The sequence below is a fragment of the Pseudomonas sp. FBCC-B1667 genome (assembly GCF_059133255.1).
The window spans coordinates 4,522,575-4,544,446 of sequence record NZ_CP101437.1; the positions used below are offsets into that span (position 1 = coordinate 4,522,575).

The window sequence follows — 21,872 nt, forward strand, 5'->3', positions numbered from 1 at the left end:
AGTGGGGTGGAGCTAAGTTAATCCCGCCTGCCCTTCGGACAAATAGCCAATATTCCAGAAGTCGAGGAGGCCATTGGAGACCAATGAGAAATCAGCCTGCTGGCGATCCGCGCAGCGGCCATCCATCCCAAACCGTTAAGCCCTGTTGCGCAACCACCGCAAAAACCCCTTTCGCTCTACCACCTTCGGCACTTCCTGGGTCAACGTCTGCGCCTTGTTCAAGCGAAAATCCAGCAGCGCCTTCATCGATTCGCCAATGTCATGCCGCGCATCCAGGCATGGCTTGAGGTAGTCCTTCTCGATGCGGTACAAGCTGCAAGCCGTCTTGGCGATGAAGTCGGCCGGCATCGCCGTATCCTGCAAGATCCCGCCCTCACCGATCACCTCGCCCGGGCCCATGCGCCCCGATTCGAACTTGCCCCCGGCACGGCTCAACTCCACCGAGACCACGCCGGACTCAATGATGAACAAATGATCGCTGACCTCTCCCGCCGGCAGGATCATGTCCCCGGCACGGAAGTTTTGCAGGGTCATGTGCTGGCTGAAGGTCTCTTTCTCGTCATGACGCAGGGTCGAGAAAATCGCCGAGCTTTCCAGCAAGGCCCGTGGCCGTGACAAGCCGGCAGGCGCATTCGATTCGACGGTCGACAACAGGCTGACGCCGGCCGCCTGCAAATGCCGGTAAGACAGATCGAACAACAAATTGCGCACCATGCGTTTCTGATCCATCGAGACCACAAAACCACTGATTTCATATTCCACGCCCGCAGCGCTGGACCCCTTGAGAGCGACGCACGGTGCCGGTTTTTGCAACAAATGGCGGCAGCCCTGCATGGCCCGCTCCAGCGCATCGATCACCGTTTGCGGGCGTGTATGCGGGCTCAGTTGCAGACTGATCGACACGCCAAAAATGTCGCTCGGCCGACTGAAGTTGATGATCTTGGCCTTGGCCGCGAGGGAGTTGGGAATCACCGCCATGCTGCCTTGGGCGGTTTGCATGCGCGTAGCGCGCCAATCGATGTCGGTAACCCGGCCTTCGGTGCCGTCGATGGAGATCCAGTCATCCAGCTGATAGGGTTTGGTGGTGTTGAGGACAATCCCGGAAAACACGTCGCTGAGGGTGCTTTGCAAGGCCAGGCCGACGATGATCGCCAAGGCACCTGAGGTCGCCAGCACGCCTTTGACGGGGAGGTCGAGTACGTACGCCAGCGCCGCGATGATCGCGATCAGGAAAATCACCGCGCCGAGCAGATCCTGCAACAACCGCCCAGTGTGCCCGACCCGCTGCATCATCACCGCACCGATCAGCACCGTCAGGGTCCGCGCGCCGAACAGCCACCAGCCAATCTGCAAACCGGTGGCCGCCAGGTGCAATGGCACGTTGTCGGCCCACGGGGCGACCTCCAGCGGATTCAAGCCCTCATTGAACAGCAGGACGCTGAACAACGAGAAGATCACCAGCCTGACCAGCAATTTCCAGTTACTGCCGTTGGTGCTGGCGCTGATCAACCGCCACAGCCCAAGATCGACCACGATCAGGACCATGGCGCAGACCAATGGATGATTGGTGAAAAAAGACAGCATCAAGCGACTCCAACGAAGGCCAATGGCGCGAAGATCTCACACATTGGCCACAGTGTAGGAGGGTTTCATGCAAAACAAAGGTGGGAGCGGACTTGCTCCCACAGGGTGCTACCGATTAACCGTGCACCCGGCCAAAACGACCGGACTGGAAGTCGACGAACGCTTGGTGAATCTCTTGTTCGGTGTTCATCACAAACGGGCCGTGACCGACAATCGGCTCGTCGATCGGCTCGCCGCTGAGCAATAGCACCACCGCATCCTGGCTGGCTTCAAGCCTCAACTGATCGCCCGTGCGGTCGAACAGGGCCAACTGTCCTTCGCGCACCGACTCTTGGCCATTGACCTGAATCGTGCCACGCAACACCACCAACGCCGTGTTGCGACCTTCGTGCACGTCCAGAGTCAGCAGTTTGCCGCCCTTGAGACGCAGGTCCCAGACGTCAATCGGGGTGAACGTGCGCGCCGGGCCGGTGTGGCCGTCGAACTTTCCGGCGATCAAGCGCAGTCTGCCGGCCTGGTCCTTGAGCGCGATGTTCGGAATGTCGCCATCGAGAATCGTCTGGTAAGCGGCATCGGCCATTTTGTCCTTGGCTGGCAGGTTGACCCACAACTGCACCATTTCCAGGGTGCCGCCGGACTTGGCAAAACCTTTGGAGTGAAACTCCTCATGCACAATCCCCGACGCAGCGGTCATCCATTGCACATCGCCAGGGCCGATCGTGCCACCGCTGCCGGTGGAATCGCGGTGCTCGACTTCTCCTTTGTAAACGATGGTCACGGTTTCGAACCCACGGTGCGGATGCTGACCTACGCCACGTCGCTCGGTGGTCGGGGTGAACTCGGCAGGGCCGGCATGATCCAGCAGCAGGAACGGGCTGATGTGTTCGGCCAGGTTGTCGTAGGAAAACAGCGTACGAACCGGAAAACCGTCGCCGACCCAATGGGTACGGGGGCTGGTGTAGATACCGATGATGTTCTTCATGGTGTCTCCTGATGAGGTGAATGAAGCCATGAATCCAGCTTAAAACCGACCCTTCGGCGCCACTAGACGGCAAAAATCAGTTTTAGTGTTCTATCAGGGGAACGATGCCGGTGGCGTTTCACTCCAGCTGGCATCGCTTGAGTGACGCAACACGCGGGGCTGGCGGAGTTTTTATTTCGGACATAATATCCACCAGGATTACACACATAATATCCGTTCCGTCCGAGGACATCATCATGCCAAGCCCCACCCGCGAAGCCACGCTCGCTCAATGGATCGCCCAGGAACAGACCCTACGCGCCCGCCTTGCCGGCCCCGGCAGCCTGCCCATGGCCGAGGTCATTGCGCTGTCGCCTTCTGAGTTCTTCGAAGGCATCGGCAACGGTGACCTGCCCTCGCCGCCGATTGGCGCACTGATGGATTTCATTCCCATCGAGTGGTCGGCGGGGCTGTTTATCTTTCAGGGCACTCCGGACGCACGGCATTACAACCCACTTGGCAGCGTGCACGGCGGTTATGCAGCGACATTGCTGGATTCGTGCATGGGCTGTGCGATTCATACGCAGTTGAAGAAGGGTCAGGGGTATACGACGCTGGATCTGCGCATCAGCTATGTGCGTGCGCTGACGGGTGCCAGCGGGCCGGTGCGCGCCGAAGGCAAGATCGTTCATTTGGGGCGTTCGACGGCGTTGGCCGAGGGGCGAATTTACGATGTGGAGGGGCGGTTGTATGCGACGGGGTCGACGACTTGCATGATTCTTGAGGCGCGCGGGTAAGGCTTTGGAACCAGTCATGGCCTGCTCGCGAGGGGGCCGGCACCACTACCATCACGCTTTGCATTCATGACTTGCGGTAAAGAGTGCTTTGCCCCTCCAGCGGTTTTTCCCAAGGAGCGCGCCGGGGATACTCCTGCCATTCCCACGGCAACCCAGGAGTCATTGATGTCTATTCCCCCATTCGGTCTTGGTACGTTTCGCCTGCAAGGTCAGGTGGTCATCGATTCGGTGAGCACTGGCCTTGAACTGGGCTACCGGGTGATCGACACCGCACAGATCTACGAAAACGAAGCCGAGGTCGGCTACGCAATGGCCGCGAGTGGAATCGCCCGCGACGAACTGTTCATCACCAGCAAAGTCTGGGTTGCCAACTTCGCCAAGGAGCGTTTGATCGACAGCCTCAAAGAGAGCCTGCGCAAACTGCAAACCGACTACCTCGACCTGACGTTGATCCACTGGCCGTCCCCGGAAGACCAGGTGCCGGTCGAGGAATTCATGGGTGCCCTGCTTGAAGCCAAACAGCTGGGCCTGACACGACAGATCGGTGTTTCCAACTTTACCGTCGACCTGATGAAACAGGCCATCGCCGCCGTCGGTGCCGAACACATCGCCACCAACCAGATCGAACTGCACCCGTACCTGCAAAATCGCAAAGTCGTCGAATTCGCTCAAACTCAGGGCATCCAGATTACGTCCTACATGACCCTGGCCTATGGCGACGTGCTCAAAGACCCGATCATCCAACAGATCGCCGAGCGCCTTCAGGCCACCCCTGCGCAAGTCACGCTGGCGTGGGCCATGCAGTCCGGTTACGCCGTGATCCCTTCCTCCACCCGGCGCGCCAACCTGCAAAGCAACCTGAAAGCCTGCGACCTGACCTTGAGTGACGCCGACATGGCGTTGATCACCGGCCTTGATCGCGGTCAGCGCCTGACCAGCCCTAAAGGCATCGCGCCGCAGTGGGATTAGGCATCAGCCTCGTGCGAGGCTTTGATCCAGTCGTGTCATGGCCTGCTGCAACTGATTGACGGCGTCATCGATCATCGCCGCACGCCCCTGCGCGCAAGCGCGCTCAAGTTGCTCGCAGCATTCGATCAAACGCGCCGCGCGGACCATCCGCGCGCTGCCTTTGATACGGTGCGCCAACTCCTGAAGACGCGGGTGATCGTCGCCCGCGTGGGCTTGCAGCAGGTGATTGAGGTCTTCGTGGTTAGCCTTGGCCAATTCGCGCAGCAACTGATTGATCAACGTCCGGTCTTCGCCGACGTAAAGCTCCAGGCCGGTCAAGTCCAGCTCCAGACTTGCTTGCGTGTCAGCCGGCAGGGCGATTGGCTCACCGCCAAACCGTGCGGCCAGCCAAGCGCTCAAATCTGCCAGCAGAATGGGTTTGAACAAGCAGTCGTCCATGCCCGCTTCCATGCACCGAGTCCTCTCTTGAGGTTGCGCGTTGGCGGTAAACCCCAGAATCAGCGTGGGCGGCAATCCATAGGCGCACTCTTCATCACGAATCGCACCCGCCAACTCATAACCACTGAACCGGGGCATGTTGCAGTCGCTGATGACCACATCGAACTCATGGAGACGCCACAACTCAAGCGCTTGCAGGCCATCTTCGGCCTCCATGACCCGGTGCCCCAGATAGCTCAGTTGACGCGTCAGTAACAAGCGATTGGCCAGATAATCATCGACCACCAAAATCGTCAGGGGGCGGGTGAATAGCGCCAATCCACTGTCTATCGCCTCGCCCGCAGGCAAGGCTTTCAACACCACCAAGGACAGACTGATGTCAGCCTGAGTGCCCTGTCCCAGGACACTGTCGAGCGCCAGCCGTCCGCCCATCATTTCGCACAGGGTGCGGCTGATGACCAGCCCCAGTCCAGAGCCTTTGCGTCCCGTCTGCAGGTTGCCGCCGGCCTGGACGAACGGGCTGAACAAACGCTGCAGATCAACCGCGCTGATACCGATGCCGCTGTCGTCGATGTGTATCGCCACCGTCAGATGACCTGAAATCCCCGGCACCACCCGCAGCGTCAGGCTCACTTCACCTGCCTGGGTAAACTTGATTGCGTTGCTCAACAGATTGGACAGCACCTGCTTGAAACGCGTGGGGTCAATCAACACGTCGCGGTCACTGCGTTCATCCAGATCAACCCGCCATGCCAGGCCTTTTTCCCGCGCCAGGCCTTCGAACACCCGGCACACCGAGACCACCAGCGCATGCAAATTGACACGCTCGGGGGTCAGGGACAGATGCCCGGATTCGATGCGGGCGATGTCCAGAATATCGCCGATCAACGCCAATAACTGCTGCGCCGCAGTGGAAGCGACCTCCAGGGCTGAACGATCGGCGATGCCCTCTTTCGCGCGCACCCCGGCCATTTCGAGCATGCCGATCAAGGCGTTCATCGGCGTACGGATTTCATGGCTCATGGTCGCCAGGAACGTGGTTTTCGCGCGATTGGCATCGTCGGCCGCGTCTTTGGCGTCTTGCAATTGCTGCAACCATTGTTGGCGCTGGCGGATCTGCCGACGTTGCCAGGCGATCCAGCTCACAGCCAGCGAAAGCAACGCGGCGGCAACGGCGAACGCCAGCAGGATGGCTGGCCGGTGACGCAGCCAATAACTGTCATCTACCACCACATCATTGCCCCAGCGGGCGACCAGACCGTCCATTTCATCAGGCGAAATACTCAGCAACGCCTTGTTCAAGATCGATTGCAACGCCGGGTCTCTACCGCCCGTTGCCATCGCGATGCGTGCCGGTTCGTCACCCACGGTGCTGCTGATCCGTAAGCGTCCCGGGTAATACCGGGCAATCAGATAACGGGTCATGAACAATGAACTGACGGCCGCGTCGGCTTGTCCGTTCATGACCAACTCCAGCCCCTGCGCCGGGTTTTCCACATCCACCATGCGCACCCCGGGCACCCGCGCCTGAATGAACGCGCGCACCGGGTGGCTGTGGTAAATCGCCAGGCGCTTACCGGCCATCTCGTCCAGTGACTCGGGGCTATCGGGTGTGATTGCGCTGACGAGGGTGTACGGATTGGTCACATAGGGGCTGGTAAAGTGCAGATCGGCGACACCTTCGGTGGTCGGGATGATGGCGGGTATGACGTCGATCTCACCCGCCTTGAGCCGCTGAATCTGTTGATCAAGGGATCGCTCCCGTAGCACCTTGAAGTTCAAACCGCTGCGCTGGCTGATCAGCGACAGCAATTGCGCAGTCAACCCGCTGAAATGTCCCTCGGTATTGAAGAACGTCAGAGGCGCGAAGTTCTCGACCACCCCGACAGTTACCTGTGGATGTCGTTCCAGCCACTGCTGCTCACTGGCGCTCAGATTGACTCGCGACTGACCCAGCGTGTTGACCTTGCCGGCACTCCAGCGCTGTTCAATGAGCGCGCGCTGGTTCATAGGGATCGCCGCCAGGACCTTATCGATGACAGCTTTGAGCGGCTGGCTGTCCCGCGCCAGGGCAAAGCCGAACGGGTTGGCGTCGAGACCGGACGGTCCCACCAACTGAACGTCATTGGGGTAGTTGTTGTTGATCAGGTAATTGGCGCTGATGAGGTCCCCGAGGTAAACGTCGTCTTTCCGATAGGCCACCGCCCCCAGCGCATCGAGCGCAGACGGGTAGCGATGCAGCCTGGCCTGGGGATAAAACGCTTCGACCGTCTGCGCTGGCAGATAGTCATCGACCATGGCAATGCGTTTGCCCGCCAGATCCTCGGGCATGCGTTCGTCCAGCCGGGTGGCCAGCATTGGCTGATCTTCAGCATAGGGGCTGGACAGGATCAACTCGGGATCGGCCGCTTCGAAATTGTTCGAGGTCCCCAACAGATCAAGCTCGTCGTGTTTCAGGGCCTCCATGGCCGCTTCCCGCGTGCCATACCGCTGAACTTCAATCGGAATGTCCAGCAGTTGCGCAATCAGTCGAGCGTAATCGGCGGTGATGCCTTCCAGCTCATCATGATTGCGCGTGATTTCGAAGGGCGGGTAATCCGGCCCACTCACTCCGAGGCGCAGGACCCGTTTGCTGCGCAGCCATTGCCGATCCTTTTCATTCAAATGGACCGCGTAGCCCTCCACCGTGGAACGCCCCAGCAGCTGCAAATACTTCGCCTGCGCAACTTCGGCCGACAGGGCCGCTGGCGCCAGACACAGCAGCAAGGCGCACGACAGGACACGCACGGTCAGGCGCCCTCAGATCAAGTGATTGCGGATGGCAAAGTCGCGCAGGTGCACGGCCGCCTGCACGCCAAGTTTTTCGATCAAACGGGTCTTGTAGGTACTGACTGTCTTGTGGCTCAAGTGCATCGCCGCAGCGATGTCCTTGTTTGCGGTACCCCGAGCCAAGTATTGGAGGATGGTCAGTTCGCGGTTCGAGAGTTTATCGATCATTTGTTTTTCGCTTTGCTGCAGCGCGTCCATCGATACGCTGGGCAGTTGGGCGAAATAGGTGTACCCGGCCATCAGTGCGTGTATGGCCTTGTGCACCTGACTCAGGTCGTTGGTCTTGGAGACGTAGGCCAAAGCACCGGAGCGCATGCAACGCTCTTGAAAAAACAATGGGTCAAGGGACGTGAATACCAGCACCACACACGACAAGTGGCTGGTTTTGATTCGCTCGAGTACATCCAGCCCGTTACCACCGGGCATTACCAGATCCAGAATCACCAGATCAGGCGTGTCTTCACGCAGGATCGCTGACGCTTCCCCGACACTGGATGCTTCATGAACCCGTTTGAAACCTTCCCGTTCCAGGACCAGTTTGACTGCGGCGCGAACCACCGGATGATCGTCCACAATCAGCACTGACTTCATGGAAACTCCCTGTGCGAAAAATCGACGATGACGCCACGTATGCCCACCGGAAAAGCCCGAGTGCACGCAGCAACTGCGCGAAAACTGTTACATGGCTGAAGGATGATAACTACCTGTCAGAAATGACAGTTCCGACGAACGGGAACGCTGGCTCAGCCCATTTTTTGCTGATAGCGCCCGGCCAGGTTGTGATTGGCATGCACCAAAGGGTCCACGGTGGACATCAAACGCTGGATGCCCTTCAGGTCTGGAAGCACAGCAGTGCTCACCTGAATCGTCTTTTGCCCGATGATTGACATTGGCGCGAATTGCGCGAGGTTGTCGTTGAAAACCAGGGCGTTGCGAACCTGGGGGTTGTCGAGTAAAAAACCGCTCAGGTCCAATGAACCCGCGGCCATAGCCGCGTTGATGACCACCAGGTCAAACGGTTCGCAACCGTACTCGATCAGGGTCAACAGCTCATCAAGGTGTTGAACCGGCGCCACTCGGTAGTAACCCAACTGGTTGAACACACGCTCGACCTTCATCCGGTGAAAGTGTTGCGCGTCGGCAATCAGGATTCGTAAAGCTTTGTTCATCATTCTGTAGCCCACAGGGTGACCAATGTGGCGCGCAAGGCTACGGAAGCTTGATACCGGTTTCTGTAGGACTTTTCCTAAATGCTCATTCACCCTTTCTGATAGGTACGAGAGTCAAAGCTGGAGCTCTGACTCGTCGAGCCCTTGCAGCGAGCGCAAAAGGACTCATCGCTGACCAGCCGGGCAAACTGGCAGCTTTACGTTGCGTATCGCTCCAGTCGCTGTGCCAATCGCTCCATCTCCTGATGCAATGCATCGACTGCCTCCGCCAACTGCGGGAGGCTCCCCCGCACGCAAACGGCCTCCAGCCTTTCGCAAGCATCCATCAACCCTTTCGCCTTGATCATTCGCGCGCCGCCCTTGACTCGATGAGCCAGGTCCGCGAGACCCGGCAGGTCGTCGCGAGCAAAAAGATTGATCAAACGGGCCATGTCTTCGCCGTTGGCGGTGGACAGGTCCGCTAGCATGTTTTTGATCCACGCCTCATCACCTTGGGCCAGTGTGTGCAGGCTGCTCAGGTCGATGGCATCCGACCGACCGACACCCTTATCCTCGCTTGGCACAGCAAGGACATCCGGCATCACCGTGGCCAGCCGGACAGACAGGTCCTTGAGGCTGATCGGTTTGAACAGACAGTCGTTCATCCCTGCACGTTGGCAACGTTGCTTTTCCTCGGGCTGCGCATTGGCAGTGAATCCAAGAATAAGGCTTGGCCTGAGACCTGCGGCGCTTTCCGCTTCACGGATCGCACGGGTCAACTCATAGCCGTTCATTTTCGGCATATTGCAGTCGGTAATGACCACATCAAAGGGCTGCTTGCGCCACAGATTCAAGCCTTGGGTGCCATCTTCGGCTTCCTTGACACGATGACCGAGGTAATTCAGTTGCTGGGCCAGCAGCAAGCGGTTGGCCGGATAATCATCAATCACCAGGATGTTGAGCACATGCCCGGACGCCATCGGTACTTCTTGCTCCAATACCGGCGCAGTCAGGGGTTCAAGCAGTGGCAAATCGAGCACAATATCGATTCGTGTTCCCTGGCCCTCCTCGCTGCCCATGTACAACTGGCCGCCCATCATTTCGCAGAGCGTGCGACTGATCACCAGCCCCAGACCGGAACCGCTACGCGCCGACTGTTGATTGTTACTGGATTGGGTGAAAGGCCTGAACAAGCGCTGCTGATCCTCAAGGGAAATCCCGCAACCGGTGTCCTGAATGTGCAGACACACGGCCAGGTAACCGTGTTTCTGCGCCGGCTCTGTCAGGACCTGCAGGCGCACCTCACCTTCGCAGGTAAACTTGATGGCGTTGCTCAGCAGGTTTGAGATGACTTGCTTGAAACGCAGCGGGTCAATCAGCACATCGCGATGGGCATCCGCATCCATTTCCAGCACCAGCCGCAGATGCTTTTGCCGCGCCAGGCCTTCAAAAATGCGCACGACCGATCCTATCAATGCTCCCAGGTTGGCACGTTCCGGTGCCAGGCTCAGGTGGCCGGACTCGATACGCGAAACGTCCAGAATATCGCCTATCAGCTCAAGCAAGCCTCTGGCGGCACCGGACGCCACTTCGATGGCGAAACGGTCCGTTATACCCTGCTCGGCCTTTTTCATGGCCAGCTCAAGCATGCCGATCACGGCGTTCATCGGTGTACGGATCTCATGACTCATCGTCGCCAGGAAGGTGGTTTTGGCGCGATTGGCATCGTCGGCACCTTCCTTGGCCTCACGCAATGCTTGCACCAGCCGTTGCCGCTCACTGATATCAATCCAGCCGCCAATCAAACCGCCCACTTCGCCGTCGCTGCCACGGTATGGCAGCATCCAGTGGTAGATCGTCAGGACTTCTGCGGGCAACGTCAGCTTGCGGTCCTGAACCCGAGGCAAGCCTTCTTGCATCACCCGTAAATAGTCGTCGTGATAGGCCGCAGCTTCCTGAACACTCTTCAATACCCCCTCGATCACGGTCTTGCCGATCACAACGTCCCGCTCGACGCCAAATACCTCCAGATAACCGGTGTTGCAGATCAGCAACCGGGCCTGGCGATCACGCACATAAATGGGGTGTGGCGTCCCGTCGATCAAAACACGCATGAATTCCAGCTGGTCGCTGAGCGCAACTTCAATCTGTCGTCGCTTGCGCATCAGCAAACGCAGGTAGGCAATCCAGCCCAGCGCCAGCAACAACAATACGGCCGCCAGGGAAAATCCTTGAAGAATGGCGGTGCGGTTGCGTAACCAGTAACTGTCATCGACCACCACTTCACTGCGCCAACGATTGGAGACTTCGTCCAGTTCCTCGGGCGGGATACTCAACAACGCCTTATCGAGAATCGAGTACAGCGCCGTGGCATCCCGTGCCGTGGCAAAACCGATGTGTGCCGAGGTGGTACCGACCGTACTGGTGATACGCAAACGACCGCGGTACTGCCGCGAAATCATGTAACGCGCCGTAATCAGGGCACTCACCGCCGCATCGGCCTGACCATTGGCGACCATCGCCATGGCGCGCTCGGCGTTGTCGGCCTCCACCAGTTCGATGCCCGGGTAATGTTCGAGCAGCAGGGCCCGCACCGGAGTACCCCGTATTACCGCCAGCCGTTTGCCGCTCATCTCATCCAGCGTTCCTGGACTGCCGGATACCGTACGGCTGACCAGAACGTAGGGGGTGCTCAGGTAGGGTCGCGTAAAACGTAACAGCTGTTCACGTTCGGGACTGGGGGTCAGGCTAACCAGCAGGTCAGCCTGGCCGGTACTGATCTGCTTGATCAATTCCGGGACCGAGTGCAACCGCTGCGTGTCAAATTTCAACCCCGTGCGCAACGCCACCTTGGCCAGTACTTCAGCAGCAAGACCTCGGAATTCGCCCTCGTTCCCGTAAAAAGACAACGGCAGGAAGCTGTCATCGATTGCCACCCGAAGTCGCGGATGCTGCTCGATCCAGCGTTGTTCGCTGGCACTGAAATGCGGCGAATGGAGCCCCGCCATGCTTGCGCCCCCTGCCCAGCGTCGCAGGATGGTGATGCGCTCACTGTTCGGGATGACGGCCAGTGCTTCATTGACAATACGCAACAGTCGCTGGTTTTCGTGTGACAGGGCGAATGAGAAATCGTGTCCGCTTCTCTCCACGAAACCGGCCAATTGGACGTTGTTCAGATAATTTTTGTTGATCAGGTAATTGGCACTGATGGCGTCACCAAGATACACATCGGCGGTGCCGAAGGCGACGGCGCCAATCGCACTCAGCGTCGAGGGATAAAGCTGTAACCCGGCATCGGGGTATAACGCCTTGACCTTTTCCGGTGGCAAGTAGTGATAAAGCATTGCCACTTGCTTGCCGGCCAGGTCCGGCGTCAGGTTCTGGCCGTCGCCGATGCGGGTCACTAGGGCGGATTGGTCATTGGCGTAGGGCGCTGACAGTGTGAGTTGAGGGTCTGCCGCCTCAAAATCATTGGAAGTGCCCAGCAGGTCCACTTCGCCGCGCTTGAGCGCCTGAAGCACTTCGGATCGCGAATCATAACGACGGACTTCGACGCGCACGTGCAGCAGTTGGCCGAGCAGCTGCGCATAGTCGGCAGTCACGCCCTCGTAATCGTTGCCATTGTTGGTGATCACGAACGGCGCGTAATCGGGCGCCGAAGTCCCCAGCAGCAACGTGCCTTTGCTCCGCAGCCAGTCCAGGTCCGGCGCCTCGAGCACCACACTGTAGTCCTCGACTTGAGAACGTCCCAACACGCGCAATGCTTGCGGTTCATTGTCGGCGCCCAGCACCGTGCCCAGCGGGCTCGACAACAGGACCAGCGTCAGCAATGTGCGTAATTTCATGTTCATCAAATCAACTGGTTTCGTTTGGCAAACTCGGCGAGATACACCACCGATTTCACGTTCAGCTTTTCAATCAGACGAGACTTGTAAGTGCTGACGGTCTTGCTGCTCAGCAGCATGGTTTCGCCAATTTCCTTGTTGCTCAAGCCTAGTGACAGTTGCTGCAGAATCATCAGTTCGCGGTCGGACAGGTTCTGGATCATTTCGAGATCCGTAGCCTGTGCATCACTGCGACGCACCGAGCTGATGGCCAGATTGGGAAAAAATGTATAGCCATCCATGATGACCTTGATGGCTTTGGTCAGCTCATCCAGGTCATCGGTCTTGGAAATGTAGCCGGCTGCACCGGCCTTCATGCAACGCAAAGAGTAGAAAATCGCCGACTTGGACGTCAGCACGACAATTTTGCTTTTCAGGTTCAACGCCGTCAGGCGACTGATGACCTCCAGCCCATCAAGTCTGGGCATCACGATGTCCAGAACAATCAAGTCCGGTGCATGTTCACGAGCCAGCTGAAGAGCATCGGCACCGTTGTCTGCCTCGGCAACCACCTCGAAGTTTTCCTGCTTCAAGAGCATTTTGACCGATGACCGAATGAACGGATGATCGTCTACCACCATCGCTTTGAACATATGAACCTCTGCAAGACACCGCGGGCATTGTAGCAATCCAAAGCGAATCAACGGTTACGGTATCACTGCCACCCAAACCGGCGAATGTAGAACCCTTTCACCGCCTGCGTCAGCGCCATGTAAGCCAGCAGGATCACCGGCAGAAAGACGAAGTACATCGATGGCAGCGCCTGCAGTTTGAAATAGTGCGCCAAAGGCCCCATCGGCAGGAAAATGCCGACCGCCATGGTGATCCCGGTCATCACCATCAACGGCATCGCCGCGCGGCTTTGCAGAAACGGGATTTTCGGGGTGCGGATCATGTGCACGATCAGCGTCTGGGTCAGCAGCCCGACCACGAACCAGCCGGACTGGAACAACGTCTGGTGATCCGGCGTGTTTGCATCGAACACGTACCACATCAGGGCAAACGTGGTGATGTCGAAGATCGAGCTGATCGGCCCGAAGAACAGCATGAAGCGCCCGACATCCGCCGGTTGCCAGCGCTGCGGTTGCTTGAGCATTTCTGCATCGACGTGATCGAACGGGATGGCGATCTGCGAAATGTCGTAGAGCAGGTTTTGCACCAGCAGGTGCATCGGCAGCATTGGCAGGAACGGTATGAACGCGCTGGCCACCAACACCGAGAACACGTTGCCGAAGTTCGAACTGGCGGTCATCTTGATGTATTTGAGCATGTTGGCGAAAGTGCGGCGCCCTTCCAGCACGCCCTCCTCCAGCACCATCAAGCTTTTTTCCAGCAGGATGATGTCGGCCGCTTCCTTGGCAATGTCGACGGCGCTGTCCACTGAAATACCGATGTCGGCGGTACGCAGCGCCGGGGCGTCGTTGATGCCGTCGCCCATGAACCCGACTACGTGGCCGTTGCCCTTGAGTAAACGCACGATGCGCTCCTTGTGCGACGGCGTGAGTTTGGCGAAGACGTTGGTGGTTTCCACCGCCACGGCCAGTTGGGCGTCGCTCATGCGTTCGATGTCGTTGCCCATCAGCAGGCCCTGCTGCTCCAGACCGACTTCACGGCAGATCTTGGCGGTCACCAGTTCGTTGTCCCCGGTCAGCACTTTCACCGCCACACCGTGAGCCGCCAGCGCTTTAAGGGCTGGCGCGGTGCTTTCCTTGGGTGGATCGAGGAACGCCACGTAGCCAATCAGTGTCAGCTCCCGCTCATCGGCCAGGCTATACGTGTCGCGGCCTTCGATCATTGGTCGCGCAGCCACCGCGACGACTCGTAACCCTTCGGCGTTGAAGGTGGCAGTAACCTGGCGGATCCGTGCCAACAGTTCATCGCTCAGCACTTCATCCACCACGCCGTGACGCACCCGCGTGCACACGGCAAGCACCTCTTCCACCGCGCCTTTGCAGATCAGCAGATGAGCATGTTCACGCTCGGCGACCACCACCGACATACGCCGGCGGGTGAAGTCGAAAGGGATCTCGTCGATCTTGCGAAACGCGGTGCCGACCTTGAGTTCACGGTGGATTTCCACATGTTCCAGCACCGCTACGTCCAGCAGGTTTTTCAGGCCGGTCTGGTAGTAGCTGTTGAGGTAGGCCATTTCCAGCACGTCGTCGGAGTCGTTGCCCCAGACGTCGACATTGCGCGCGAGGAAGATTTTGTCCTGGGTCAGGGTGCCGGTCTTGTCGGTGCATAGCACGTCCATGGCGCCAAAGTTCTGGATCGCATCCAGACGTTTGACGATGACTTTTTTACGCGACAGGAATACCGCGCCTTTGGCCAACGTCGAGGTGACGATCATCGGCAGCATTTCCGGGGTCAGGCCCACGGCAATCGACAACGCGAACAGCAGCGCCTGGGTCCAGTCGCCCTTGGTGAAACCATTGATGAACAGTACCAGCGGCGCCATCACGAACATGAAGCGGATCAGCAGCCAGCTGACTTTGTTGACCCCGGTCTGGAACGATGTCGGCGCACGATCAGTGGCCCCCACTCGCTGCGCCAGCGCACCGAAATACGTGTCGTTGCCCGTGGTGAGGATCACTGCCATCGCCGTGCCGGACACCACGTTGGTGCCCATGAACAGAATGTTGTCGAGGTCCAGCGGGTTGCTGGTGTCGTGGTCTTGCTGGCGCGGAAACTTTTCCACCGGCATCGATTCGCCGGTCATCGCCGCCTGACTGACGAACAGGTCCTTGGCGCTGAGCACCCGGCAATCGGCGGGGATCATGTCCCCCGCCGAGAGCACGATCAAGTCGCCCGGCACCAATTGCTTGATCGGCAACTCGATGCGCTGTGCGTCGCGGCGCAGGACTGTCGCGGTGTTGCTTACCATCGCCTTCAGCGCGTCGGCGGCCTGGTTGGACCTGGTTTCCTGCCAGAACCGCAGCAACGTCGAGAGCACCACCATGGAGAAAATCACGATGGCGGCTTTCATGTCCTCAGTCAGCCAGGAGATGACCGCGAGCAACGTCAGCAGCAGGTTGAACGGATTCTTGTAGCAGTGCCACAGGTGAGTCCACCACGGCAATGGCTGTTCATGCTCGACCTCGTTGAGGCCGAAACGCTCGCGCAGGGTGTCGGCTTCCCCTTCACTCAGGCCATCGGTGTGAGTGCCGAGTTTTTCCAGCAATTGACCGGTGTCGCTGTTGGCGGCAACCACCAGGGTTTGCGCCAGCGTCGGCGGTACTTCACGGCTGACCGTGGTGTCGGTGAAGGTTTCCAGCAACGCCAGACGTCGGAAGTGCCGGGCGATGTGGCGGGTGCGCAGAAATCCGGCGAAGAATTCCTTGAGCAGGGTCAGGTTCATGGCGTTGCCCCCCAGGGTCAGCCGGGAAACCTTCGAGCAGGCGTGTCGAGTCGCGGCGATGACAACCAGGCAGGCGCCATCACACGAAAGTGTGTCGATGAGAGGACATCGGGAATCGGGCCAGAACTGGCTCGACCGGGAGGCCGCTGCTCGCTGTTCGGCGAGACAACGGCACAAAAAAGCGGCGCGTTATCTTGCCGAGAAGGTGCCGGTTACTGAAACCGGCCGACTACTGTCACTCGAACAAGTACCCACTGTGGGTCTCCGCTATTGATGAAAACGCGCGAAGCTTACGCCGCGATTTAGGCAGAGTAAACGAAGGAACGGCATGCGGTGGGGGAATCGCGGGGTTCTTCAGGAAGGGTTCAGGATTCAAGATTTGTGCTGCTTTTGAAGGCCCCATCGCGAGCAAGCTCGCTCCCACAATGGACCTGTGTTCACTGGCCCCCTGTGGGAGCGAGCTTGCTCGCGATGGCGGCCTGACAGGCGCCGAAGATTAACTGGCAGTCGCCAACAACAAGTCCACCACCGACTGGCTATGCCCACGGTTCTTGCCATGCTCATACAACGAACCGGCAATCTCATCCGCCCGAATTGGCAGGATCGATAACAGCGTGTCGCTCAACCCATGGCTCGCCTGGCAGAAGCCCTGCATATAAATGCCGGCCTTGCAGCGCTCATCAGTGATCAGTTTGTAATTGCGATCCACTTCAAAATCACCCAGGTACTGCTCCAGGGGTGCCAGCAATTCGCGGTGCATCTGCCGCTCGTAACCGGTGGCCAGAACCACGGCGTCGTAGAGACGAACCGTGACTTCACCGGTGGCGTTGTTGCGCACCGCCAACTCGATACCGTGCTCAGTGGCCGTGGCTTTCTCGATTGTGGTCAGGGTGCGGAATGCATGACGGGCAATGCCCGAGACTTTCTGGCGATAGAAGATGCCGTAGATACGTTCGATCAGGTCGATGTCCACCACCGAATAATTGGTGTTGTGGTACTCGTTGACCAGTCGTTCGCGTTCGCTGTGGGCTTGCTGGAACACCAGATCGGTGAACTCCGGCGAGAACACTTCGTTGACGAACGGACTGTCATCCGCCGGCTTCAATGCCGAGCCGCGCAGGATCATGTCGACCTGCACCGACGGGAAGCTGTCGTTCAGATCGATGAAGGCTTCCGCGGCACTCTGCCCGCCGCCGATGATGGCGATGCTCATAGGCTGGTTGTTCGCACACGGCTGCCTGGCCATTTGCGCCAGGTACTGCGAGTGATGGAACACCCGTCCGTCATCCTTCAGCGCCTTGAACGCTTGCGGAATGCGCGGCGTACCGCCGGCGCTGACCACCACTGAACGGGTGGTGCGCACGTGCTGCTGACCTTGGGTATCGCGCGAGATCACCCGCAGCGCTTCGACCTGCTGGCTGTGCAGCACCGGTTCGATGGTGAGCACTTCTTCGCCGTAACGGCTCTGCGAATCAAATTGCACGGCGACCCAGCGCAGGTAGTCGTTGTACTCCATGCGGCACGGATAAAAAGTGCCCAGGTTGATGAAGTCCACCAGGCGACCGTGATGCTTGAGGTAGTTGACGAAGGAATACGGGCTGGTTGGATTACGCAGCGTCACCAGGTCCTTGAGGAACGAGATCTGCAGTTCGCTCTGGGCCACCAGCGTGTTGCCGTGCCAGCGGTAATCCACCTGCTTGTCGAGAAACAGAACATCCAGCTCGCCCTGGCGTGGCCCGCGCTCTTGCAAAGCGATGGCCAGCGCCAGGTTCGAAGGGCCGAATCCGACGCCGATCAGGTCGTGAACGATGGGCGATGCAATTGCCTGTGTCATTTCCAGTGTCCTCTGGATGAGCCCCTAAGCAGATAGGGAGTAAGCCTAAGTGACCTGACCGGCCTTGGGCAGGACAGCAGGTCGTCTGTTGAGTAGGAACGAGGACAGTGAAATAAAATTTAATCGGCAGGGATCAATGGGCGTCCCACTCGCGCATCCGCACCCGGCAATGCTTCATCGCATTGACGATATGCTTTTCCACCAGGGCCCGCGAAATGCCCAGCTGTTCGGCGATCTCCGAGTGGGACAGTCCTTCGATCTTGCGCAGCAGAAAACTCTCGCGACACAGCCGTGGCAGTTCCGCCAAGGCACGCTGGAGCATTTGCAGGCGCTGGCCGTGATCGAGGCAATTGTGCGGGGATGGCGTAAAGTAACGCTCTTCGGTGTCGAGCACGTCCAGCGATTCGACCTGACGCAAGGCATTACGTCGATGGTCGTCGATCACCAGATTGAGGGCCGTGCGATACAGAAACGCCCGAGGCTGCTCGATGGGTGAGTCGCTGGAGCGCTCCAGAACTCGCACATACGCGTCATGCACCACATCTTCGGCCACCTGACGGTTGCCTAGCTTGGCGTTCAGGAAACACACCAGCTCGCGATAGTAGTTTTCCAACATGACTCCCGGCCGCACGGGTGCGGTTTCTGTCCTTGAGCCCCCTCGTCAACCGCCGAAAATAGGCAGTGGCACGATAGTGGCAGTTCGAAGCGCGTAATTTATAGTAATTCTCATATAGATTTAAAGTACTGCGTGTCCTTGCCCCACAAATAGTCGTGACGACTGGGTGTAACCCTATGTGTCCGCACCTAAATTCCCCGCACCCTTCCTCGTTTACAGGACAGCTCCCCGTCTCTTTCGGCTGTCGCTGTTAGCTGCGCGCAGGTCGAACGACGGGCCGATACCCATTGGCCGGAACCCTGCATGAAACGTCCACGACACACCCGACGCGCCCTGCTTGTAGCACTTAGCCTGATCCCCGTTATCGCCGTCGCCGCCTGGAAAATCATTCCGCCCGGGCGCGACAGGTTCGCCACCGTGGCCGTCAGCCGTGGCGACATCGAAAGCAGCGTCACGGCGCTGGGCACCCTGCAACCTCGGCGTTATGTCGACGTCGGCGCCCAGGCTTCCGGGCAGATCCACAAGATTCATGTGGAGGTCGGCGACGTGGTCCAGGAAGGTCAATTGCTGGTGGAAATCGACCCATCCACGCAACAGGCCAAGCTCGACGCCGGGCGCTTTTCCATCGAAAATCTCAAGGCTCAGCTTCAGGAGCAACGGGCCCAGCATGAACTCGCGCGGCAAAAGTACCAGCGCCAGCAGAACCTCAAGGCCGGCGGCGCCACCCGCGAGGAAGACGTGCAAACCGCGCAGGCCGAGCTGCGCGCCACCCAGGCGCGCATCGACATGTTCCAGGCGCAGATCCGCCAGGCCGAAGCCAGCCTGCGCAGTGATCAGGCCGAGCTCGGTTACACCCGAATCTATGCGCCAATGTCTGGAACGGTCGTCGCCCTCGATGCCCGGGTCGGCCAGACACTCAACGCGCAACAACAAACCCCGCTGATTCTGCGCATCGCCAAGTTATCGCCGATGACCGTATGGGCCGAAGTCTCGGAAGCCGACATCGGCCACGTCAAACCCGGCATGAATGCCTGGTTCACCACCCTCAGCGGTGGCAATCGTCGCTGGAACAGCACGGTGCGGCAGGTCCTGCCCGTACCGCCCAAGCCACTCGACCAGACCAGCCAGGGTGGCGGCAGCCCGGCCAGTTCGAGCAAAAGCGGCAGTGCCCGCGTGGTGTTGTACACCGTGTTGCTCGACGTCGATAACGCCGACAACGCGCTGATGGCCGAGATGACGACTCAGGTGTTTTTCGTGTCCGGCCAGGCAAAAAACGTCCTCACCGCGCCCATCGCAGCGCTACAAGGCGGCGCACATCCGGACACTCAGACGGCACAAGTCGTGGCCAAAAACGGCAGCATCGAGTCGCGCGAAGTGCGCACCGGCATCAGTGATCGCCTGCGGGTGCAGATCCTCGACGGCTTGCAGGAAGGCGATCACCTGCTGATCGGCGCGGCCGACGGGAGGGGCGGCTGAATGCAGACGCCTCTGATCGACTTGCAAGGCATTCGCAAAGCCTACGGCGGTGGCGATTCTCCCGAAGTGCATGTGCTACGCGGTATCGACCTGTCGATCCATGCCGGTGAGTTCGTGGCGATAGTCGGCGCCTCCGGGTCCGGCAAGTCGACGCTGATGAATATCCTCGGCTGCCTCGACCGCCCGACGTCGGGTGAATACCGCTTCGCCGGGGAAAACGTCGCCGGGCTCGACAGTGATGAACTGGCCTGGCTGCGCCGCGAAGCCTTCGGTTTCGTGTTCCAGGGGTATCACCTGATCCCGTCCGGCTCGGCCCAGGAAAACGTCGAGATGCCGGCCATCTACGCAGGCTTGCCGGCCGCCGAACGCCACGCCCGCGCCGCGGCCCTGCTCGATCGCCTCGGCCTGGCCTCGCGCACTGGCAATCGCCCGCATCAGCTTTCTGGCGGCCAACAACAACGGGTGTCCATCGCCCGCGCCTTGATGAACGGCGGCCATATCATCCTCGCCGACGAACCCACCGGCGCCCTCGACAGCCACAGCGGCGCTGAGGTCATGACCCTGCTCGATGAACTGGCGAGCCAGGGCCACGTGGTCATCCTGATCACCCACGACCGCGAAGTGGCAGCCCGGGCCAAACGCATCATCGAAATCCGCGACGGTCTGATCATCAGCGACAGCGCCCGCGACACCCCTGAAGCCCAGATCTCAGCCAACCCCGGTGCGTTACAAGCCGTGGACCTGCGCAAGCGCCTGAGCGAAGGTGCCGAGGCCACCGGCGCGTGGAAAGGCGAACTGATTGACGCCGTACAAGCGGCGTGGCGGGTGATGTGGATCAACCGCTTCCGCACCGCGCTGACACTGCTCGGAATCATCATCGGCGTGGCCTCGGTGGTGGTGATGCTCGCCGTCGGCGAAGGCAGCAAGCGCCAGGTCATGGCGCAGATGGGCGCCTTCGGTTCGAACATCATTTACCTCAGCGGCTCGGCGCCGAACCCGCGCACCGCGCCGGGCATCGTCACGCTTGATGACGTCGCTGCGGTGGCCAGTTTGCCGCAGGTGATGCAGATCATGCCGGTCAACGGTCAGGAAGCCGGGGTGCGCTTCGGTAACCTCGATCATTTGAGTTACGTCGGTGGCAACGACACCCACTTCCCGGCGATCTTCAACTGGCCGGTGGTCGAAGGCAGTTACTTCACCGAGGCCGATGAGCGAAACGCCGCGGCGGTCGCGGTGATTGGCCACAAGGTGCGGAGCAAATTGCTCAAAAATGTGGCCAACCCGATCGGCCACTACATCCTGATCGAAAACGTGCCGTTTCAGGTGGTCGGCGTGCTCGCGGAAAAAGGCGCCAGCTCCGGCGACGCCGACAGCGACGACCGCATCGCCATCCCCTACTCCGCCGCCAGCGTCCGGCTGTTCGGCACGCACAACCCGGAATACGTGGCTATCGCCGCCGCCGATGCGCGCAAGGTCAAGGAAGCCGAAACTGCCATCGAGCAGTTGATGCTGCGCCTGCACAACGGCAAGAAGGATTTCGAACTCACCAACAACGCCGCAATGATCCAGGCCGAGGCGCGCACGCAAAACACCCTGTCGCTGATGCTCGGCTCGATTGCCGCGATTTCACTGCTGGTGGGCGGGATCGGCGTGATGAACATCATGTTGATGACGGTGCGCGAACGCACCCGCGAGATTGGCATCCGCATGGCCACCGGGGCCCGGCAGCGCGACATCCTGCGCCAGTTTTTGACCGAGGCGGTGATGCTCTCGGTGGTCGGCGGGCTGGCCGGAATTGCCCTGGCGCTGATCGTCGGCGGTGTGTTGATTCTCAGCGAAGTCGCTGTCGCATTTTCCTTGATAGCGGTGCTCGGCGCCTTCGGCTGCGCCTTGGTCACCGGTGTTGTCTTCGGCTTCATGCCGGCCCGCAAAGCTGCCCGACTCGACCCGGTCACGGCCCTTACCAGTGAATGATTTC

14 protein-coding genes are annotated in these 21,872 nt (G+C 59.5%); 4 read left to right on the forward strand and 10 right to left on the reverse strand.

Going from position 1 to position 21,872, the window contains the following annotated elements:
• Positions 1-135: 135 nt before the first annotated feature.
• Together NL116_RS20945 and NL116_RS20950 are read right to left on the reverse strand one after the other, a co-directional pair.
• Positions 136-1,584, reverse strand: a complete 1,449-nt coding sequence (locus NL116_RS20945; RefSeq protein ID WP_494373850.1) for a mechanosensitive ion channel domain-containing protein — start codon at positions 1,582-1,584, stop codon at positions 136-138.
• Positions 1,585-1,699: 115 nt separating this feature from the next.
• Complete coding sequence (locus tag NL116_RS20950) at positions 1,700-2,566, reverse strand: pirin family protein (RefSeq protein ID WP_494373851.1); 867 nt, start codon at positions 2,564-2,566, stop codon at positions 1,700-1,702.
• A gap of 236 nt (positions 2,567-2,802) precedes the next feature.
• Here NL116_RS20950 and NL116_RS20955 point away from each other — a divergent pair, with 236 nt between their 5' ends.
• Positions 2,803-3,342 carry a PaaI family thioesterase gene (locus NL116_RS20955; protein WP_494373852.1) on the forward strand — a complete coding sequence of 180 codons (540 nt, stop codon included), beginning with the start codon at positions 2,803-2,805 and terminating at the stop codon, positions 3,340-3,342.
• 165 nt (positions 3,343-3,507) lie between these two features.
• Positions 3,508-4,311 carry a 2,5-didehydrogluconate reductase DkgB gene (dkgB, locus tag NL116_RS20960; RefSeq protein WP_494373853.1) on the forward strand — a complete coding sequence of 268 codons (804 nt, stop codon included), beginning with the start codon at positions 3,508-3,510 and terminating at the stop codon, positions 4,309-4,311.
• A 3-nt stretch (positions 4,312-4,314) separates the two neighbouring features.
• On the opposite strand, the gene NL116_RS20965 is transcribed toward dkgB, so the two are convergent.
• The 8 genes from NL116_RS20965 to NL116_RS21000 form a co-directional block, all read right to left on the reverse strand.
• Positions 4,315-7,536 (reverse strand): transporter substrate-binding domain-containing protein, encoded by a 3,222-nt coding sequence (locus tag NL116_RS20965; RefSeq protein WP_494373854.1) that lies wholly within the window; start codon positions 7,534-7,536, stop codon positions 4,315-4,317.
• A 12-nt stretch (positions 7,537-7,548) separates the two neighbouring features.
• A complete protein-coding gene (locus NL116_RS20970) occupies positions 7,549-8,169 on the reverse strand; it encodes a response regulator (protein WP_494373855.1) in 621 nt (206 codons plus the stop codon).
• 152 nt (positions 8,170-8,321) lie between these two features.
• Complete coding sequence (locus NL116_RS20975; RefSeq protein WP_494373856.1) at positions 8,322-8,750, reverse strand: hypothetical protein; 429 nt, start codon at positions 8,748-8,750, stop codon at positions 8,322-8,324.
• Between the two features lie 194 nt (positions 8,751-8,944).
• Positions 8,945-12,577 carry a transporter substrate-binding domain-containing protein gene (locus NL116_RS20980; protein WP_494373857.1) on the reverse strand — a complete coding sequence of 1,211 codons (3,633 nt, stop codon included), beginning with the start codon at positions 12,575-12,577 and terminating at the stop codon, positions 8,945-8,947.
• Positions 12,577-13,203: a response regulator gene (locus NL116_RS20985; protein WP_494373858.1), complete on the reverse strand. Its 627-nt coding sequence runs from the start codon at positions 13,201-13,203 to the stop codon at positions 12,577-12,579. The genes NL116_RS20980 and NL116_RS20985 overlap by 1 nt, the downstream gene beginning before the upstream one ends.
• Before the next feature lie 62 nt (positions 13,204-13,265).
• A complete protein-coding gene (gene mgtA / locus NL116_RS20990) occupies positions 13,266-15,968 on the reverse strand; it encodes a magnesium-translocating P-type ATPase (RefSeq protein WP_494373859.1) in 2,703 nt (900 codons plus the stop codon).
• Positions 15,969-16,464: 496 nt separating this feature from the next.
• Entirely contained in the window at positions 16,465-17,802 is a 1,338-nt protein-coding gene (locus tag NL116_RS20995; protein WP_494373860.1) for a lysine N(6)-hydroxylase/L-ornithine N(5)-oxygenase family protein, read from the reverse strand.
• Between the two features lie 133 nt (positions 17,803-17,935).
• Positions 17,936-18,418: a sigma-70 family RNA polymerase sigma factor gene (locus NL116_RS21000; RefSeq protein WP_494373861.1), complete on the reverse strand. Its 483-nt coding sequence runs from the start codon at positions 18,416-18,418 to the stop codon at positions 17,936-17,938.
• A 303-nt stretch (positions 18,419-18,721) separates the two neighbouring features.
• On the opposite strand from NL116_RS21000, the gene NL116_RS21005 reads away from it, so the two are divergent.
• Together NL116_RS21005 and NL116_RS21010 are read left to right on the forward strand one after the other, a co-directional pair.
• Positions 18,722-19,894, forward strand: coding sequence for an efflux RND transporter periplasmic adaptor subunit (locus tag NL116_RS21005; RefSeq protein WP_494373862.1), 1,173 nt, complete (start codon positions 18,722-18,724; stop codon positions 19,892-19,894).
• Complete coding sequence (locus tag NL116_RS21010; RefSeq protein ID WP_494373863.1) at positions 19,895-21,868, forward strand: MacB family efflux pump subunit; 1,974 nt, start codon at positions 19,895-19,897, stop codon at positions 21,866-21,868. It abuts the gene before it with no gap.
• Positions 21,869-21,872 lie beyond the last annotated feature (4 nt).

What these genes read in the sequence shown, in the direction of transcription:
- NL116_RS20980 (WP_494373857.1), bottom strand. Translation starts at nt 12,577, where the DNA reads ATGAACATGAAATTACGCACATTGCTGACGCTGGTCCTGTTGTCGAGC.
- NL116_RS20975 (WP_494373856.1), bottom strand. Translation starts at nt 8,750, where the DNA reads ATGATGAACAAAGCTTTACGAATCCTGATTGCCGACGCGCAACACTTT.
- NL116_RS20955 (WP_494373852.1), top strand. Translation starts at nt 2,803, where the DNA reads ATGCCAAGCCCCACCCGCGAAGCCACGCTCGCTCAATGGATCGCCCAG.
- NL116_RS20950 (WP_494373851.1), bottom strand. Translation starts at nt 2,566, where the DNA reads ATGAAGAACATCATCGGTATCTACACCAGCCCCCGTACCCATTGGGTC.
- NL116_RS20995 (WP_494373860.1), bottom strand. Translation starts at nt 17,802, where the DNA reads ATGACACAGGCAATTGCATCGCCCATCGTTCACGACCTGATCGGCGTC.
- NL116_RS21000 (WP_494373861.1), bottom strand. Translation starts at nt 18,418, where the DNA reads ATGTTGGAAAACTACTATCGCGAGCTGGTGTGTTTCCTGAACGCCAAG.
- dkgB (WP_494373853.1), top strand. Translation starts at nt 3,508, where the DNA reads ATGTCTATTCCCCCATTCGGTCTTGGTACGTTTCGCCTGCAAGGTCAG.
- NL116_RS21010 (WP_494373863.1), top strand. Translation starts at nt 19,895, where the DNA reads ATGCAGACGCCTCTGATCGACTTGCAAGGCATTCGCAAAGCCTACGGC.
- NL116_RS20985 (WP_494373858.1), bottom strand. Translation starts at nt 13,203, where the DNA reads ATGTTCAAAGCGATGGTGGTAGACGATCATCCGTTCATTCGGTCATCG.
- NL116_RS20970 (WP_494373855.1), bottom strand. Translation starts at nt 8,169, where the DNA reads ATGAAGTCAGTGCTGATTGTGGACGATCATCCGGTGGTTCGCGCCGCA.
- NL116_RS21005 (WP_494373862.1), top strand. Translation starts at nt 18,722, where the DNA reads ATGAAACGTCCACGACACACCCGACGCGCCCTGCTTGTAGCACTTAGC.
- NL116_RS20945 (WP_494373850.1), bottom strand. Translation starts at nt 1,584, where the DNA reads ATGCTGTCTTTTTTCACCAATCATCCATTGGTCTGCGCCATGGTCCTG.
- mgtA (WP_494373859.1), bottom strand. Translation starts at nt 15,968, where the DNA reads ATGAACCTGACCCTGCTCAAGGAATTCTTCGCCGGATTTCTGCGCACC.